Below are 15,527 nucleotides of genomic sequence, written 5' to 3'. Positions count from 1 at the left end.
TTTATTTTATCGATGGATCCAAACTGCACCTGCAGACTTGTCTTCAGCTTGACCTACTACTTCAAACTTCAATCCTAGTTTAGGTAACTTACGTCCCGCATCTGGAATAACGCTGTTGATGTATTGCTTAGAATCATCAAATTTTGCAACTCCTGGTAATCCTTTATAGTCAAAGATACCGCGAGTTGGTGAATTTACTTTCCATGCTGGCGTTTGATCAAATGAGAATGCCGCATCGGCAATTTGATAACGTGTACTGCTCTTCACAGTAGGTTGTCCGTTTAATGTTCCTACGATTGCCTCTGGATGAGAATCTACTACTCCAAGGAACCCTTCACCTGGATGAACGCCTACCCAGTTATCTGTAAAGCTTTGATCCGCATACCATACAACCATTCCTGTATTAAATACTGGACCACGTGCATATTGTAATGCAGTATCAGACCCAGCGTAATTACGCCACTCGATATAGTAGTTATGTTTTTTCTGTTCAAATCCGTTAGACACAGTAAATCCTTTTAATGTCATTGCTGGCTGGCCTTCTGCGTCATCAGAGAAAACAACTTTTCCATCTACAGTTAATGCTGCATTGTCTAACGCAAATCCTTTATATGCTACTGCAATATCTGTTACATACTCAAATTGCAGTTTTACTTTCTTTCCTTTGAATTGATTTAAATCATATGATTTATCAACCCACTTACCATCCGTTGTATCTATACCACCTTTTACATCTTTTTCACCCATTCGATCAATGCGTGTCTTCGTTCCATCTTCTGCAATCGCATATACGTCAAGGAAATCATACTTCGCTTCCAGTTCATAAAATGCCTTATAATCAAACTTAGCATCCGTTGCAGTCGTTAAGTCAAATACTGGTGTCTCAAGTGTTGTATGAATGTCATTTCCTTTCGTGCTGTAATAAAACTTCTTACCAAATGCTGACTCAATATTTTTTATATCTTTGTCTGGCAAGTTAACACGAATGATTCCTGGTCGTTTTGATTTTGTCACACTTTGATCTAAATATGTTGCAGTACCGATTCCCGTACGAAGTTTATCATAATCTACCTCAACAATATTCGCCCAGTTCCCCTTCATATTTTTTTGGAAAAACTCTTTATTTTGCGGTGAGAAACTTGTTGGCTCTGTACCTGCAATTTTTCCTGCCCAGCTACCGCCGCTCATTATAGACCATGATTCAACTGGTTCACCTTGTCCTGAATACTTTGTATCATATTCATCTGGTAAGCCTAAATCATGACCATACTCATGTGCAAACACACCAACCGCTCCGTCTTCAGGCTCGATTGTATAATCGTATGCAGCCATCTTTCCGCCCCAGTTCGAAACAGAAGATTTTGTACCATCAATCGCATATGGCTTCGACCCTAGTTTTGAACGATGAGACCAAATTGCATCATCTTTCAATTTACCACCGCCAGCTTCTTGACCCACGCCTGCATGTACTACCATTAAATGATCAATAATTCCATCTGGCTCATTTTTATTTCCATCACCATCTTGATCGTATTGATCAAATTGGTCATAATCTGCTAAATTGATACCTTTTGCTACCGCTGCTTTTAATGCTTCTTTCACAAGATCTTTTGGTCCTAAAGGTCCCTTGTTATCATGGCCAGTTCCCGCATCAGCACCGTAATCTGACGCTTTTCCTGGAACAGTAAGCCATTCCGTTACAGTTCCATCAACTGTGTAGCTTCCGCCAGATTGTTCTTCATAATATTGTTTAAATGTATTAATCTTCGATCCATCAAATAACGTAAATGGCTCATCACCAAATAGCATTTTTTGATAATGTTCACGATTAAAGTCCTTAGAATACATATAACCCGGTTCTTGATCAATATTATTATGCTTAAAATCGCTAAATTCTACGAGTAATACAAGTACTTTATCTTTTCGAACAGCCCCATTGTACTCAGCTTGCTTCGCTGGTGTAGTCGGTACTTTTCCATTTAATTTTCCTGGGTTCAATCCTAGACCTTGCCCAGCTACTGATCCTACTTCGGGTTGCTGCGCCTGTTCATTTTCCTTCATTTTTGCATCTTTTACTTTTTTCATAAAATCTGAAGCTTCTTGCGTAAGATTATCTCCTGTCAAGATTTCTTTTCCAGGGTTTTCCCCTTTCTTTTTCTCAACATATTTTTCGACAGCCTTTGATGTCTCAACTTGTGATGCAGATTGATCGATTACTCCCCGTTGCTTCAGCGCTTCTGCCAAGCGTTCCTCTGGTATTAAATGTTCATCAATTGGTAGAGATGGTGGCGTATCAGCATACGCTGCATGACTTCCAAAAGCAAACGTACTACTTAGCACTGCTGCTGTTGTTAATACCGCTAAAGGTTTTAATTTCTTTTTCTTTTTCAATGTATTTCCTCCCCAGTGTCTGCAAATTATCGATTTTTGCCGATAGCAATATAATATTCGTTATAATACGAATATTCAATCTTTTTAAAGTACTAAAATGTTGAGAAATATTTTTTCTAGGATGAAAAACATAAATAGGTGAATTTACAGGAAGTTCACTCTAGAATTTGTGGTTCTCTTTCCTCTTTTTTCAAGTGAAATCTCATCTACACAAAAATGCCAATTCCTAAGTAGTAGCTAAGGAATTGGCGTTTTTTTAACGAGAATGCTTTATGAATAAACGACTTGCTTCTTCTGGTACATAGAATTTACCATTGCTTTCTACAACAACACTTCCTAATTCATAATCTTTATTCTTAATACGAATTATATTTTTGTTAACAAATAATTGAGCTGTTACATTATTACGTTTTACTATGAGCACAGGATTTACTGCATCAGTATTATCTACTGTTACAGTTGCACCATTCTGCTTAAAGGCTAATTCACTCTCTACAAATAATTTGTTTGTTACTTCTTCTAAATTAAAGCCCATCGCTTTCGCCATTGTCTTTGCAACGTCCGTGTTTTGAATCAAACCAACTGGCTTTTGAGGACCGTATGAATATAAAAATACATCCTCACCAGTATGCCCTCCTGTTGTGAAGCCTATGTTCGCACGGTTAGCCAATAATGTAGTGAAAATTGGACCTACATCTATTTTCTTTTTAACCACTTTTAACCTTTCTTTTTCATCATAAGTTAAATTGTCCAACCCGTATAATTTAGCTACCTCTTCTACATTGGATATATCAGATTTCAAATTATTGATAGTCCCTTCAAGTGTCATTTTCGCTTTTTTCAACGGATCAATATATGTAGAGACCGGCGTAGTATTATAACCTTTTGTCGTATTCATATTGCCAATAGAAATACCGCTGTTACCATGGTCCGCTACGGCTATTAGCATCGTATTACCATCTTTTTTTGCAAATCTTAATGCTTCTGCAACTGCATTATCAAATGCCAATACATCACTAATCATCCCAATTGGATCATTCACATGTGCAGCCCAATCTGGCTTACTTCCTTCCACAAATAAAAAGAACCCATCTTTATCTTTTGATAACGTTTGAATTGCTTTTTCCGTCATTTGCGAAAGTGTTGGTTGCTCCGGATTTGTTGCTTCACGATCCATATCAAACGCTAAGGCATTATGTGAGAAAGAGCCCCAAATTTTATTAGATTTAGAGTTCAATAATTCATTTTTCGTTTCAACAAAGTCGTATTCTTTGTTTTGAATCACCTTTACTAAATCTTCACCATCTTTTCTTTTTATAGGTAGCAGTGCCGCTTTTCCCCCGCCTAATACGACATCTATATTTTGATACACTTGTTGCTCCGCAATTACGTCAAAATGCTTGCGGTTTACATGGTGAGCAGAGAATCCAGCGGGAGTAGCATGCTGAATTTCAGCTGTAGCAACAATTCCAGTTGCGCGACCAGTACGTTTCGCACCTTCTAAAACATTGGCAACTGGACGTAACTTATCCTCTTCTTTTATTGATTTTAAGCCAGGTGAACTCACAATAGTAGGTAATACCCCTACATATCCAGAATTCGATTTATTCCCCGTCGCTAAAGCTGTAGCTGCTGGAGCTGAGTCTGTTATAGCTGATTCCGCCGAATATGTACGAACTCCTCCTGTTACAATTTCATCTAATGCAAGTGGTTTCCCTTTATACAAGCGAGCTAATGTAGTTGCTGAAGAACTCGTTCCGTCCATAACCATTATGATTACATTTTTCGGTTGACGTTCTACTTTTTTCACTTTCGCTTCCACCGTATGATCATCCATCATACTTTCAGTACATAACATACTTAGTGTGATCGTTCCTACTAACAGTAACTTCTTCATCTTTAAACCCAATACAAACATGATTGCGCCTCCATTAGTTTCACATTCATTTACATACAAAATTCTGACTGCCTACATATGTTTTATTAGTTCCCAATTTTTCTAAAGCTAACAATAGTAACTTTCTTATTCATTACATCTCGGTATAGTTCATCTATCTTATAAAGAAGATTTTTCATTATTAACTTGTTAAACAATAAATCCCCAATCGAATTAAATAAAAATTTATTGTTTAACAATAAATTTCGTGGTAAATTAATAAGATATTAAATAAATGAGGTGCTTTTTATGAAACAAGGATCAACACTCTTCCTAAAGACAGCTGTGATTCTAATGGGTATCCCTGTTCTTGCTATGTGCATTTTTTTAGTTCCTAAAATAGGAAACTTCGCTGCTGAACTATATCCTGATATTGCATATATTAAATATCTTGTATTTATCAACTTATACGCAACAGCAATACCTTATTATTTTGCTTTGTACCAAACATTTAAGCTTTTAAACTATATTGATAAGAACAATGCATTCTCAGAACTATCTGTTAAAGCCTTAAAAAATATTAAGTACAGCGCACTAGCAATTAGTGTATTATATGTATTAGGTATGCCACTTTTCTATCTTGTGGCAGAGAGAGATGACGCCCCTGGCATTATTATTATTGGAATGATTATGATTTTTGCTTCAATGGTAATCGCGGTCTTTGCTGCCGTTCTCCAAAGACTATTAAAAGATGCGATAGATATAAAATCAGAAAATGATTTAACGGTCTGAGGTGAATAATATGGCAATTATTATTAATATTGATGTAATGTTAGCGAAAAGAAAAATGAGTGTAACAGAGCTTTCGGAGAAGGTTGGAATTACAATGGCTAACCTTTCGATCTTGAAAAACGGAAAAGCAAAAGCAGTTCGGTTTTCAACTTTAGAAGCCATTTGTAAAGCATTAGAATGCCAACCTGGGGATATTTTAGAATATCGCCCTGAAGATACCAAATAAAAGAGTCCTTCATACGAGAAGGACTCTTTTTATTTAATAACTAAACCTGCTATTTCTTCTTTATCATTATAAGTTATAATGAATGTCCGTTGTTCTTTACTATATTTTGCTACAAGAATAACAGTATATAAGCCATCTTTTTCTTCAATCGATTGTTTTTCAATTTTTTCGAATGTACCAGCTTTCTCTATTATAGGTGTAAGATCTTTCATCTTTTCTTCTGACAATGCATCTTTCATTTTACTATCAAATTTTTCACGCACGTCTTTATACTTTGCTTCATTTAATAATGATACAATTTCTTCCGCCTTTGGAATAAACTTTTTTGACGTACTTTCATCTACTTTATTACCGGTACATGCTGCGAGCGCGAACGCCGCGATAGCACTTATAATAATAAGTAACATTCTTCTCATTTTCATACACCCTTTCTTTTTAAAATGAAACTATAACTAAAAACGAGTAACGCACAAATTGCTATTGAAATTTCTGATATAATGATCCCGCTTTTTCCTGGTACATAAAGTGATATAATGCCCGCTATTGCATTTGCAGCCCCATGGATGAGAATTGCATATACAACATAACGAAATTTTTTTTGGACGACAGCTTGTAATACAATGAAGGAAAGCCCAACATGTAATACCATCGCAAAAATACGCTCAATGCCGCCGAAATAGTAACTGTCACCATTTTGAATGACTGTTTGTGAAAATAATAGGGATATTACTGGGATGCCAACTATTAACACTGCCTCAATACCACCATGTCCTGCCCCAAATAAAAAACCAGACTGCCAATCTCGTTGTTTCATAAAATAGCGCATGGCGATAAAACGAGCTACCTCTTCAAAAATTCCAGCTGATAAACTAAGCAAAAGCGCAAATAGGACAGGCTGCATAACAGAAAACATTTGAAAATCTGTGCTAGTTCCATTTACATAATTCAGTATTGGTATACGAATCAATATTTGTGATACAACAAAAGCCAATACCCCTAACATATATGGAATATAGCGTTTCTTCCAAAAAGCATATAAAAGTGCAATAAGCGGTAAACCAAAGCTAATCATTGCTGTAAAAATAAGACCATTCATCTCGCTTCACCTCTTACTTGAAGTGTATAAAAATGAGTGAAGAAAGTATGTAGTTATTTCCTATTCGGTTTCATTTTCATCATAGATGGTTATTTCATCTCTTTTAATATAAATGTTTGCGTGAAATAGGGACTTACATAAGTTGTTTCTAACGTCGCATTATTTGTTTTATTCATGATACGTTTTAATGAGAATAGTCCGTATCCTCTAGTCCCTTCTTTACTTGAATGGTTTTTTTCATAAATTTTTTGCAAATCAATCCCTTCACTCTTTGAACTATTACGCACGATGAAATATTGTCGTGAATCCATTTTAAAGAATGCGATTTGCAATATCTTCTCCTCACTTTGTACTGCTTCTTCAATTGCATTGTCTACTAAAACTGAAATGATGCGAATAAATGAAATAATCGCCATCGAAACACTTTCAATGTTCTCTGGTATATCAAGCATTACTTTTATTTGTTGCTGCTGGGCAGTACCGACTTTCGCTCTTAATACACTCCTTACTTCAGGAATATGTATGCGAGATAATTTTGCGATATCAAGTTCATGATCATTTATTGTTTTTAATGTGGGAGCAATAACATCGTAGTACACTTGCTCAATTTCTTTCACATTTTTTGTACGTATTCCCTCTTCTAACGATAGTAATACATTCATATAATCATGACGGAAACTAGCAAGCTCATCATGCATATTCTCTAATTTCTCCACATAATCTAATAACTCTTTATCTAAACGTTTTTCATGCTCTTCTCGTAACTTTTCTTTCGATAAATGTGAGCTTATTAGTACAATGATTAGTAATAATAAAAAAATAATAATCGCTGAATTATAACTTACTTCACTGTATTGTTGATTTATTTTTGCTAAAAACTCAGTTGACGGTTGAGTTAAAATTAGTTCAATAATAAACCCGACAATTAATAATATGTAAGTTATATAATATAACGGACTACTTACTATATATTGAGCAATTTTTTGAATTCTTTTACGCGCTAATAGAATACCGATAAAAGTAAGTGTCGTTACGGTAAGATGAATCACACTTCCTGTCCATAAATATAAATTAAATGGCGTTAACATAAAGAGTTTCATTCCTAAATCCAAAAGCAACATTTTTACTAACGTTATAATCACCATGCTCACTAGTGCAAAATATACGTTATGCTTAAGTTTTAGTTCATTTTGCATTAGTCCTAAACTTATTAAAAATAACACAATCGTACTATTCAATTCTGGATATCTCGTTACTGTTACGACAATAGCAAGTAAAATAATGAATACCGCACTTAAAGCTATTAACATTCTAACTGACAATCTGTTGTACCGGATTAATTGTATGTATAAAAACGTATGACACATACTAGTAAGCAGTATTGCAAATAAATCATAAATATACATTACATCTCACCCTTTAACATGTTACGTACTTTACTCACTAAACGACGTGATACCGGAATACGTTTCCCGCTTTTTAAAACTATCATTTTTTGCTTCGCATCGTAAGAAGACATTTGCTTCGTATTCACGATATATGATTGATGACAACGAAATAAACGTTCATCTATTATTTCTATCTCCTTTAATGCTCCATAAAAATAAACGATACGATCCAACGTCACTAATGCTAACCGGTGCGGTTCATCAGTCATAACATATTCAACTTCATGAAAAGGAACCCGCACAGTGGCATTACTATTTTCAACGATAAAGTCATCCGACGGAATAATATGCTTATTTCTTGCTTCATATTGTAGTAAACATTGTTCAAAAACTTTATATCTCTCCTCGTATGGCAACCCTTTATCAATAAAAGTTAAAGCTGATACCATGTATTGATATGAAATAGGTGCAAATTCAGAATGCGTCGTTACAAAAACAATAATTCCTTGCGTATCATACTTTCGTATCTCTTGTGCTACTTGTAACCCTTTACGCTCTTCCCTTTTAATCTCTATATCTAAAAAATAGATTGGGACATACTTCGCCTTAGCAATGTTAGTAATGATGTTTTCACTTTTACTAGTTACCTCAATAAAATCAAAAGGCAACATATATTTCTCGCAAATCTCTTCAACTAGCCGCTTCATTTGCTGTGCTTGTATGACATCGTCTTCTAAAATGAAAATACTCATGTGATCACTCGCTTTATTGAAATCTTTTCATCTGTAGATTTATCTATAAATATATAATTCAAATTATAATAATATTCTCCTTCTCATTAATTGAAATAATTAATCTGCTATTACATAGAGAAACCTCAACTTTTCAAACAAAAAGTTGAGGTTTTCTTCAAATCACTTTATGACTACATCCGCCCGATCCTTCGGCAATTCCGTTTCTAAGTAATAATCCTCTGCTTTCCAATACCTATTCTTAAACTTTGAAAAGTTCTTCTGCGTTTCCGGACTCTCCCGTAGAAACCGTGTCTCTCTTGGACAATCCAAGTACACCATATAGTGAAAAAAATCTCTCCATTCTTTTCGCTGTAGAAAAACACCTTCAATTACTATGACACCTACTATGGGGATCTGTACTTTTTTCATTTCACATAAGTCTACCTCATCATGATAGAACGGTAATTTCAGTCTCGTTTCATTTTGTAACTTTCGAAAAAATTTCTGCCGAAGCCACTCAATATCCCATTACAAATAATAATACTCATACCATTCTTCAAATCCGGTATCGTAGCGTTTATTACGCTCCACTATATGATCATCAATATGAAAAATATGAAACGGAATGCTTTCCTGTTTCATATTTTCCTTTAAATTTGCAACAAATGTTGTTTTTCCTGAACGACTTAAACCATCTATACCTAAAATGAATCTATTTTCCCTATGCTTCTTCATAATAGTTATAAGTTCGTTTGTACTCATTATTTCTTCCACTCTTCTTTTAATAAAGAATATAAAATCGTATCATGCGCAACTCCATTTTGAATCATATGTTTTCGAAGTAATCCTTCTTCTTGAAATCCTGCTTTATTTAATAATTTTTGAGAAGCTTTATTTTCTACATATACAACAGCAGCAATTCTTATAAGTTGCAACTTTTCAAACCCGTAAGCTAAAATCGCCTGTAACGCTTCCGATGCGTATCCTTGTCCCCAATATGTATCGTCTAATTCATAACCAATTTCAGCTCGCTTATGATGATGGTTAATTAAATGAAAACCACACGTTCCGATTAATTGGCCCGTCCCCTTTTTCTCTATTCCCCAGCGAAATACACTTCCCTCTTCATAACGATTTTTAAACGTTTGAATCGTTGTTTTCGCTTGCTCAATATTTTCGAAAGAATCCATTCCGAAATAACGTATAACAGATTCTTTTGAAAAATAACGGAACATCGTTTCTGCATCTAACAGCGTTAATTCTCTTAATTGTAAACGTTCTGTTTCTAGTTTCGGAAACCCCATCTCTTTTTCTCCTTCTATTCTAATGAACTGCAAATTTCGATATAATTCCCATCTGGATCAGCAATGTATGCAATTGTTTGTCCCCACGGCTTTACAATTGGTTCAACTAAAATCGTAATACCTTGTTCTCTAAATTGCTCAATCATTTTTTCTACATTTTCAACAACGAATCCTAATTCAAAATGAGAAGATTGTAACTCGCCTTCTGTAAGTGGTAATCCTGTTAATTCTTTCACGTCTTGCCGCGTATTCATTGCTAATATTGTAGATCCCGTATTAAATTCAATATATGTACCGTGCTCTGCTTTTATAGGCAACTGTAAAATATCTTTATAGAATTTTAAACATTCCTCAAACTTTTCTACATATAAAATGATGTACTTCATCTTCAAATCCATTATTAATCCCCCTTTATATCCATCCCTAAAATTTCGACAAAAGTCTCATAAAAACCTTGTTTCCTATAGTAGCGAGCACAAAAAAATGAGGCCGATTTCTCGGCCCCCCAGCTTATTGGCATAAAACAGGAGATTTGGTTTGGACATAACCAGTTCGTACTCTTATTATATTTTATTTTTTCTGAATTTTAAATACATTAAACACCTATTTATATTGAGAAAGTTTTTTTGTTTGCATAAAATTAATGAGTTTAAGAAATGCTACAAATGGAGGTGTATACATATGGAACCAATGCTATGTCCAAGTTGTAAAACGAACCGCACGCGCTTTAATATTCTTGAGCAACAAGTAAAACCCGTTAAGTTAAATCCACAAACTGGTCAAGTAGAAGAGGAATACACAAATGAAACGATGAATGCTTTTCATATGGCCTATCAAGGACCTACTTACCGTGTCCAATGTGCTGTATGCGGACTTGTTGAAAATCCTGAACAATTTATTAAACCTGCACAAAATCAGTCTTTCTAATAAAAACATGATTATCCCTTGTAGAAATAGATTTTTCTATAAGGGATTTTTTCGTTTAATACGTTAATTAAAAATGTATTTCTTCCTTATTATATATATTAAACTCTACACTTTTTTGGTAATATTTACATAAGGGAGGTAAAACAAATGATTTTAAATAAAAAGATAATGTTTCCATCAACATTTCTACTATTAACTTGTCACATAGTCATCTTTTACTTTTGGATTTTCGACTGGAAGAAAATCTCGACTTCTTACGGTTTAGCTACATGGATACTTTCTACTGTTTGTGGTCTTTTACTTTATTTCATTTATAAAAAACAAAAATCTAATAAAGTGATATTAATTACTAGTTCGTTATTATTAATTACTTCTTCATTTATGATTTTTTTAGGTATCATTACTGGGATTATCTTTGTAACTGTTAGTTCTATGAATTAAAAAGGAAGTCTTTTATTATGTAAAAAAGATCGAACAAAATAAACATATATAAAAATTAAAGGAGCTGATTCTATACAATCCAATCCTCCCCTTTTAATAGTCGCAACCTTTGTTACAATATTTCCTTTTTCATTTTATTAATCTTCCAATATAAATTAATAAGTATATACAAATATAAACAACCAAAAAAACCTACCATACCTTTATATAATCCAGATTCTGATACTCCAAAAAGACATAAGTAAAGTGCTGGAATTAATGTTGCAAACATAATTGCAATGACTTGTAACAACTCAGTAAGTTTTTGTATCTTCGTTTCCTTATCTGAATATATATCAGGCAACTCATTTTCCTCTTCTACCTCTTTGCAAAAATAATTCCATTTCGCAAAACTCGTTACATGTTTCCATCCACACATTTCATATATATCAATATATTCTTTTTTCTTTTGAATCTTTATAATCCAACCTAAAATCTGCTTTATAAATTACATCTTTCGGCTCAGTTTTCTTAAACGTATACATCATATTATACCTTTGTAGTGCCCAGCCTTGTTGATGCATTTTTCTTAAAAAGGCTTCCTCTTTTTCTAAACTCCATCCTGCGTAAAATTTAAATACCCTTTTTGTCTCCATCTTCCAATCACTCCCCTAATATACTATTCCCATTTTTAACCGAACGCTGTAATCTGTTGTACTCTAGCTCCAACACTTCTCTCCCAAACGGCGTTAACTCATAGCACTTCTTTCTATCTGTAGAAGCCACTTCAACTATTAACTTCTCTTTTAGTAACTTCGTCGTATTCCCGTATAAAGTTCCAGGACCGAGCTTTACTTCTCCATTTGTCATCTCTTCTACCATTTGCATAATTCCATAACCGTGCATTGGTTTCACTAGTGATAACAGTATGTAATATGTCGCCTCAGTTAACGGAATATATTTTCTCGCTTTCGTATTCATTATAACCACCTCCGATACATCGTCTCATGATATATCGGCTCGCGATACATCGTATACCGATATTATATATTCATATTCCAAAATATGCAAGAGTTTAATTTAATAACTGAATATTTATTTCTTTGAATTGAAAAACCATATAAATTTTCTGAATAATTTGTTAAAATATAGAAATATCCGTTTATATTTTGAAAGGAATGATACATATGATAAATAAATTGAAGGAAAATATAGGATCAGTTTTTGTAGGTAAAGAAAATGTTATCGATCTATTAATCGTTTCCTTGCTTGCTGACGGTCATGTACTTCTTGAGGATGTACCTGGTACTGGGAAAACGTTACTTGCGAAAACCCTTTCCAAAAGTATTGGTGGTAATTTTTCTCGCGTTCAATTTACACCGGATGTACTTCCGAGTGATGTGACAGGTATTGAATACTTCAATCCGAAAACGAGCGAATTCGAGTTAAGACTTGGACCAGTCGTGGCGAACATTCTACTGGCAGATGAAATTAACCGCGCAATGCCGAGAACACAGTCTAGTTTATTAGAAGCGATGGAAGAACGACAAGTGACGCTTGAAAAGCAGTCAACTTCTCTTCCAAAACCGTTCTTTGTTATTGCGACGCAAAATCCAATTGAATCACAAGGAACGTTCCCTCTTCCAGATGCACAGCTCGATCGCTTTTTAATGACAATTTCTATAGGTTATCCGAATCCTGAAGATGAACTACAAATGATGCGACGTTTCCGTAACGATGCACCACTAGAAAGTGTCACATCTGTTATTACTTTAGATGATATTTTAGATGCACAGAAACGAGTAAAAGAGATTTTCGTATCCGAACCGTTAGAACATTACATTATTAAACTTGCTCATGCTACAAGAAATCATGATTATATCGCTAACGGTGTAAGTCCACGTGCCACACTAGCTTTAGTACGTGCTGTTCAAGCGCTAGCCTTTTTACGCGGGAGAGAATATTGCACACCAGAAGATATACAATTGTTAGTTCCTTCTGTTTGGAATCACCGTATCGTCTTATCAATGGAAGGCGCATTACGTACGACAAAAAATGAAATGATGCAAAAGATTTTAAAAGAGGTTGACGTACCAGTGGAGATTGAGCAAACATGAATGGACAGCGCGTTGTAACTGTACCTGTATTTTTTCAACTTCATATTATTCAACTATCTGTTCCAGGCGCGATACTATTTACATTTTTTATGCCGCAACGAATCATTATGTTTTTCTTTTTCTTCTACTATTTATTTGCGATTTTCATTTATAAATATGTCGCATATATAGAAAAACAGTTTCAAGTGCTAAACGAGAAACAAACAACTCGTTTATTTCCTAATGAATCTGGACAGTTTTTTATTCATTTAAAAAACGGAGCAAACATACCACTCGTTAACGGTGTTTGTTATTTTCATTTAGACCCGTCCCTACTGCCGCATAAAGATCAAGGAATTGATCAAATATCGAAAACGTTATTCTCTTTTCCTTTTTCACAACCTGCTCATTCCATGCAAAAATGGGATTTAACATTAACCGCAACGAAGCGTGGCGTGTTTCAAATTGAACAGTTCGAATGTGTTTTGAAAGATCCTTTTCATTTATTATCTGTACATTTACCTGTATTTGATAAATTAAGAACTGAAATTATTGTGTATCCATCACCTAAAGAAGTAGCAGGTTTGCAAGAACTTCAGCAACTTTTAAATGGATCTTATCGAACGAATTTTTCTTTTTACAATGATGAAACATCTATTATCGGTGTGAAACGGTACGAACGTGAGTCTTTCCGTTCCATTCATTGGAAAGCATCTGCCAAAATGCAGGAATTACAAGCAAAGCAATATGAACCTGTTAAAAATTATAGTTGGACAATTTGTCTTTCATTAGCTGCTGATCGCGGGTTTGGTTGGAAAGATAATATAGAAGACCTTATTTCATTTGCAACATACATTTGTCAATATGCTACGAAGCATCAAATACCGTTTGAATTATTTATTAGTGTATTAGCTGAAGGTGGCCCTCTGCACTTACCATTAAATGAAGGACAAACACATTACGCAAAAGCTTTAGAGGAATTGGCACGTATTTCAGACGATAGCACACTAATTCCAAAACAAGGATTTCTCCATTATACAAATAGAAAAGGAGAACGATCGTCTACAATGATTTACATTGGCTTGCAGAAGAATGACCTCTCTCTTCTATCGCAACCTACGTTTCTCATAAATAACGAAGGGATGGTGGAAAAGCTTGAAAACTTGGCTCTATCACGTTAATGACTTTATTCTGCTGCTCCTCCTTTCGTTATTAACAGAAAGGGACGAACTTATAGCTATTACTATATTTTTAGCAACGAGCTATATTGCCGTATTTCTTATTCATAAATTAATGAAGAAAAAAACGACTGGATTTGTCATACTGTTAATGACTCAAATAATCGGTTGTTCTATCTTTCTCCCTTTCTCTCTATTTGGCACAATTATGTTACCGCTTATCTTCTTTATCGTGCATGTAGTTGGACCAGGATATCCAGTTCAAAAATCGTTAGGTGGTATTGTTTGGTTTGGTGTTTCAGCTATATTTTATGCGCCTTTTCCACCACTTTGGAAGCTATTACTATTAGTTATACACATTATGATTACATTTTGGTTAACTGGGGCAAATCGTAATCAACAGTTATTACGTTTCGCTTCTATCATTACAATTGGTGTAATGAGTATATTAATTGTTCAAGTTTTTCCTTTTATTCGAGTTATTTTTAGTTTTATCATAGAAATAGTCGCATTAGGGGGCGGTTATATTATAAATCCGTTTCTCATAGCAGCTGAATTGAAAGATACTGAAGGAGTTTGGGCGAGTAAAGGTCATCTCTTAAAACCACAAATTGAAGATGGAAAAACACCTCCTGATTTTGATCCAACTCTTATAAATAGCATAACCATAATAGCCTGTGTAGCCATTGCTATTTACGTTGTTTGGAAAATAGTTAAAAAGCGAAAACAATTAATTCTACCAAATATACCTATCTTCGAATCTACTATCATAACTGATAAAGAAGGAATGAGCCAAAAACGTTTGAAACGAAACAAACCGCCACATAACGAAATTCGAAAAGAAATTTTTAAGCTTGAGAGTAAGTTAACTCCCCCTTTAAATAGAAATCGAGGAGAAACTATTGAGGCATGGTTAGATAGAATAAATAGTGAAGAAGATGTAAATATTCAGAGTCATATTATTATTAATGCTTATAATACAGTGCGTTATTCAAATGAAGAAAACACCGTACTTTTGTATGAATTTAAAGAAGAAATCCATAAACTCTATGCATATCAGAAGAGTTTAAAAAAAAGAAAGAAATAACACAACAAAAAG

Annotated in this window: 16 protein-coding genes and 2 pseudogenes; 7 read left to right on the top strand and 11 right to left on the bottom strand. The window is 34.3% G+C overall.

Annotated features, from left to right (window positions below):
* Window positions 1–6: 6 nt before the first annotated feature.
* Window positions 7–2,391: an immune inhibitor A domain-containing protein gene (locus tag LMD38_RS12110; protein WP_016717821.1), complete on the bottom strand. Its 2,385-nt coding sequence runs from the start codon at window positions 2,389–2,391 to the stop codon at window positions 7–9.
* A 256-nt stretch (window positions 2,392–2,647) separates the two neighbouring features.
* Entirely contained in the window at window positions 2,648–4,309 is a 1,662-nt protein-coding gene (locus tag LMD38_RS12105; RefSeq protein ID WP_062821684.1) for an alkaline phosphatase, read from the bottom strand.
* A 267-nt stretch (window positions 4,310–4,576) separates the two neighbouring features.
* Here LMD38_RS12105 and LMD38_RS12100 point away from each other — a divergent pair, with 267 nt between their 5' ends.
* Together LMD38_RS12100 and LMD38_RS12095 are read left to right on the top strand one after the other, a co-directional pair.
* A complete protein-coding gene (locus LMD38_RS12100; RefSeq protein WP_000809097.1) occupies window positions 4,577–5,059 on the top strand; it encodes a DUF2975 domain-containing protein in 483 nt (160 codons plus the stop codon).
* 10 nt (window positions 5,060–5,069) lie between these two features.
* A complete protein-coding gene (locus tag LMD38_RS12095; RefSeq protein WP_062821685.1) occupies window positions 5,070–5,285 on the top strand; it encodes a helix-turn-helix domain-containing protein in 216 nt (71 codons plus the stop codon).
* Between the two features lie 29 nt (window positions 5,286–5,314).
* Here the strand turns inward: LMD38_RS12095 and LMD38_RS12090 are convergent, their stop codons facing one another.
* The 7 genes and pseudogenes from LMD38_RS12090 to LMD38_RS12060 form a co-directional block, all read right to left on the bottom strand.
* Entirely contained in the window at window positions 5,315–5,701 is a 387-nt protein-coding gene (locus tag LMD38_RS12090) for a DUF3887 domain-containing protein (RefSeq protein ID WP_062821686.1), read from the bottom strand.
* A gap of 2 nt (window positions 5,702–5,703) precedes the next feature.
* A complete protein-coding gene (locus LMD38_RS12085; protein WP_074568385.1) occupies window positions 5,704–6,381 on the bottom strand; it encodes a YhfC family glutamic-type intramembrane protease in 678 nt (225 codons plus the stop codon).
* 89 nt (window positions 6,382–6,470) lie between these two features.
* The gene (locus LMD38_RS12080) at window positions 6,471–7,787 is read right to left on the bottom strand and encodes a GHKL domain-containing protein (protein ID WP_016717825.1); all 1,317 of its coding nucleotides are present in this window, start codon (window positions 7,785–7,787) and stop codon (window positions 6,471–6,473) included.
* Window positions 7,787–8,521, bottom strand: coding sequence for a LytR/AlgR family response regulator transcription factor (locus LMD38_RS12075; protein WP_062821687.1), 735 nt, complete (start codon window positions 8,519–8,521; stop codon window positions 7,787–7,789). Before LMD38_RS12075 ends, LMD38_RS12080 begins: the two co-directional genes overlap by 1 nt.
* Window positions 8,522–8,683: 162 nt before the next feature.
* Window positions 8,684–9,265: pseudogene (locus LMD38_RS12070) on the bottom strand (kinase).
* A complete protein-coding gene (locus LMD38_RS12065) occupies window positions 9,265–9,807 on the bottom strand; it encodes a GNAT family N-acetyltransferase (RefSeq protein WP_000506665.1) in 543 nt (180 codons plus the stop codon). The pseudogene LMD38_RS12070 and the gene LMD38_RS12065 overlap by 1 nt, the downstream one beginning before the upstream one ends.
* Window positions 9,808–9,821: 14 nt before the next feature.
* Window positions 9,822–10,205: a VOC family protein gene (locus LMD38_RS12060; RefSeq protein ID WP_000364494.1), complete on the bottom strand. Its 384-nt coding sequence runs from the start codon at window positions 10,203–10,205 to the stop codon at window positions 9,822–9,824.
* A gap of 283 nt (window positions 10,206–10,488) precedes the next feature.
* Between LMD38_RS12060 and LMD38_RS12055 the strand changes: the two genes are divergently transcribed.
* Window positions 10,489–10,734, top strand: a complete 246-nt coding sequence (locus LMD38_RS12055; protein WP_000433609.1) for a hypothetical protein — start codon at window positions 10,489–10,491, stop codon at window positions 10,732–10,734.
* 147 nt (window positions 10,735–10,881) lie between these two features.
* Window positions 10,882–11,175 (top strand): hypothetical protein, encoded by a 294-nt coding sequence (locus tag LMD38_RS12050; RefSeq protein ID WP_062821688.1) that lies wholly within the window; start codon window positions 10,882–10,884, stop codon window positions 11,173–11,175.
* Window positions 11,176–11,287: 112 nt separating this feature from the next.
* On the opposite strand, the pseudogene LMD38_RS12045 reads toward LMD38_RS12050, so the two are convergent.
* A pseudogene (locus LMD38_RS12045) lies at window positions 11,288–11,810 on the bottom strand (DUF2812 domain-containing protein).
* Between the two features lie 7 nt (window positions 11,811–11,817).
* Complete coding sequence (locus LMD38_RS12040; RefSeq protein ID WP_016717831.1) at window positions 11,818–12,135, bottom strand: PadR family transcriptional regulator; 318 nt, start codon at window positions 12,133–12,135, stop codon at window positions 11,818–11,820.
* Window positions 12,136–12,341: 206 nt separating this feature from the next.
* Between LMD38_RS12040 and LMD38_RS12035 the strand changes: the two genes are divergently transcribed.
* From LMD38_RS12035 to LMD38_RS12025, 3 genes are read left to right on the top strand one after another with little or no spacing between them, the layout of a single operon-like run.
* Window positions 12,342–13,271 (top strand): AAA family ATPase, encoded by a 930-nt coding sequence (locus LMD38_RS12035; protein WP_062821689.1) that lies wholly within the window; start codon window positions 12,342–12,344, stop codon window positions 13,269–13,271.
* A complete protein-coding gene (locus LMD38_RS12030) occupies window positions 13,268–14,431 on the top strand; it encodes a DUF58 domain-containing protein (RefSeq protein WP_062821690.1) in 1,164 nt (387 codons plus the stop codon). Before LMD38_RS12035 ends, LMD38_RS12030 begins: the two co-directional genes overlap by 4 nt.
* A complete protein-coding gene (locus LMD38_RS12025) occupies window positions 14,406–15,515 on the top strand; it encodes a DUF4018 domain-containing protein (RefSeq protein WP_228920328.1) in 1,110 nt (369 codons plus the stop codon). Before LMD38_RS12030 ends, LMD38_RS12025 begins: the two co-directional genes overlap by 26 nt.
* The last annotated feature ends 12 nt before the right edge of the window (window positions 15,516–15,527 follow it).

The sequence above is a fragment of the Bacillus pacificus genome, from assembly GCF_020861345.1.
Classification (GTDB): domain Bacteria; phylum Bacillota; class Bacilli; order Bacillales; family Bacillaceae_G; genus Bacillus_A; species Bacillus_A pacificus.
Note: the sequence above shows the minus strand (reverse complement) of the source record. Positions and strands in the feature narration are given on the sequence as shown.

Bases quoted from the DNA above. Each gene is read 5' to 3' on its own strand.
- LMD38_RS12105 (WP_062821684.1), bottom strand. From the start codon at position 4,309: ATGTTTGTATTGGGTTTAAAGATGAAGAAGTTACTGTTAGTAGGAACG.
- LMD38_RS12100 (WP_000809097.1), top strand. From the start codon at position 4,577: ATGAAACAAGGATCAACACTCTTCCTAAAGACAGCTGTGATTCTAATG.
- LMD38_RS12095 (WP_062821685.1), top strand. From the start codon at position 5,070: ATGGCAATTATTATTAATATTGATGTAATGTTAGCGAAAAGAAAAATG.
- LMD38_RS12090 (WP_062821686.1), bottom strand. From the start codon at position 5,701: ATGAGAAGAATGTTACTTATTATTATAAGTGCTATCGCGGCGTTCGCG.
- LMD38_RS12085 (WP_074568385.1), bottom strand. From the start codon at position 6,381: ATGAATGGTCTTATTTTTACAGCAATGATTAGCTTTGGTTTACCGCTT.
- LMD38_RS12080 (WP_016717825.1), bottom strand. From the start codon at position 7,787: ATGTATATTTATGATTTATTTGCAATACTGCTTACTAGTATGTGTCAT.
- LMD38_RS12075 (WP_062821687.1), bottom strand. From the start codon at position 8,521: ATGAGTATTTTCATTTTAGAAGACGATGTCATACAAGCACAGCAAATG.
- LMD38_RS12065 (WP_000506665.1), bottom strand. From the start codon at position 9,807: ATGGGGTTTCCGAAACTAGAAACAGAACGTTTACAATTAAGAGAATTA.
- LMD38_RS12060 (WP_000364494.1), bottom strand. From the start codon at position 10,205: ATGGATTTGAAGATGAAGTACATCATTTTATATGTAGAAAAGTTTGAG.
- LMD38_RS12055 (WP_000433609.1), top strand. From the start codon at position 10,489: ATGGAACCAATGCTATGTCCAAGTTGTAAAACGAACCGCACGCGCTTT.
- LMD38_RS12050 (WP_062821688.1), top strand. From the start codon at position 10,882: ATGATTTTAAATAAAAAGATAATGTTTCCATCAACATTTCTACTATTA.
- LMD38_RS12040 (WP_016717831.1), bottom strand. From the start codon at position 12,135: ATGAATACGAAAGCGAGAAAATATATTCCGTTAACTGAGGCGACATAT.
- LMD38_RS12035 (WP_062821689.1), top strand. From the start codon at position 12,342: ATGATAAATAAATTGAAGGAAAATATAGGATCAGTTTTTGTAGGTAAA.
- LMD38_RS12030 (WP_062821690.1), top strand. From the start codon at position 13,268: ATGAATGGACAGCGCGTTGTAACTGTACCTGTATTTTTTCAACTTCAT.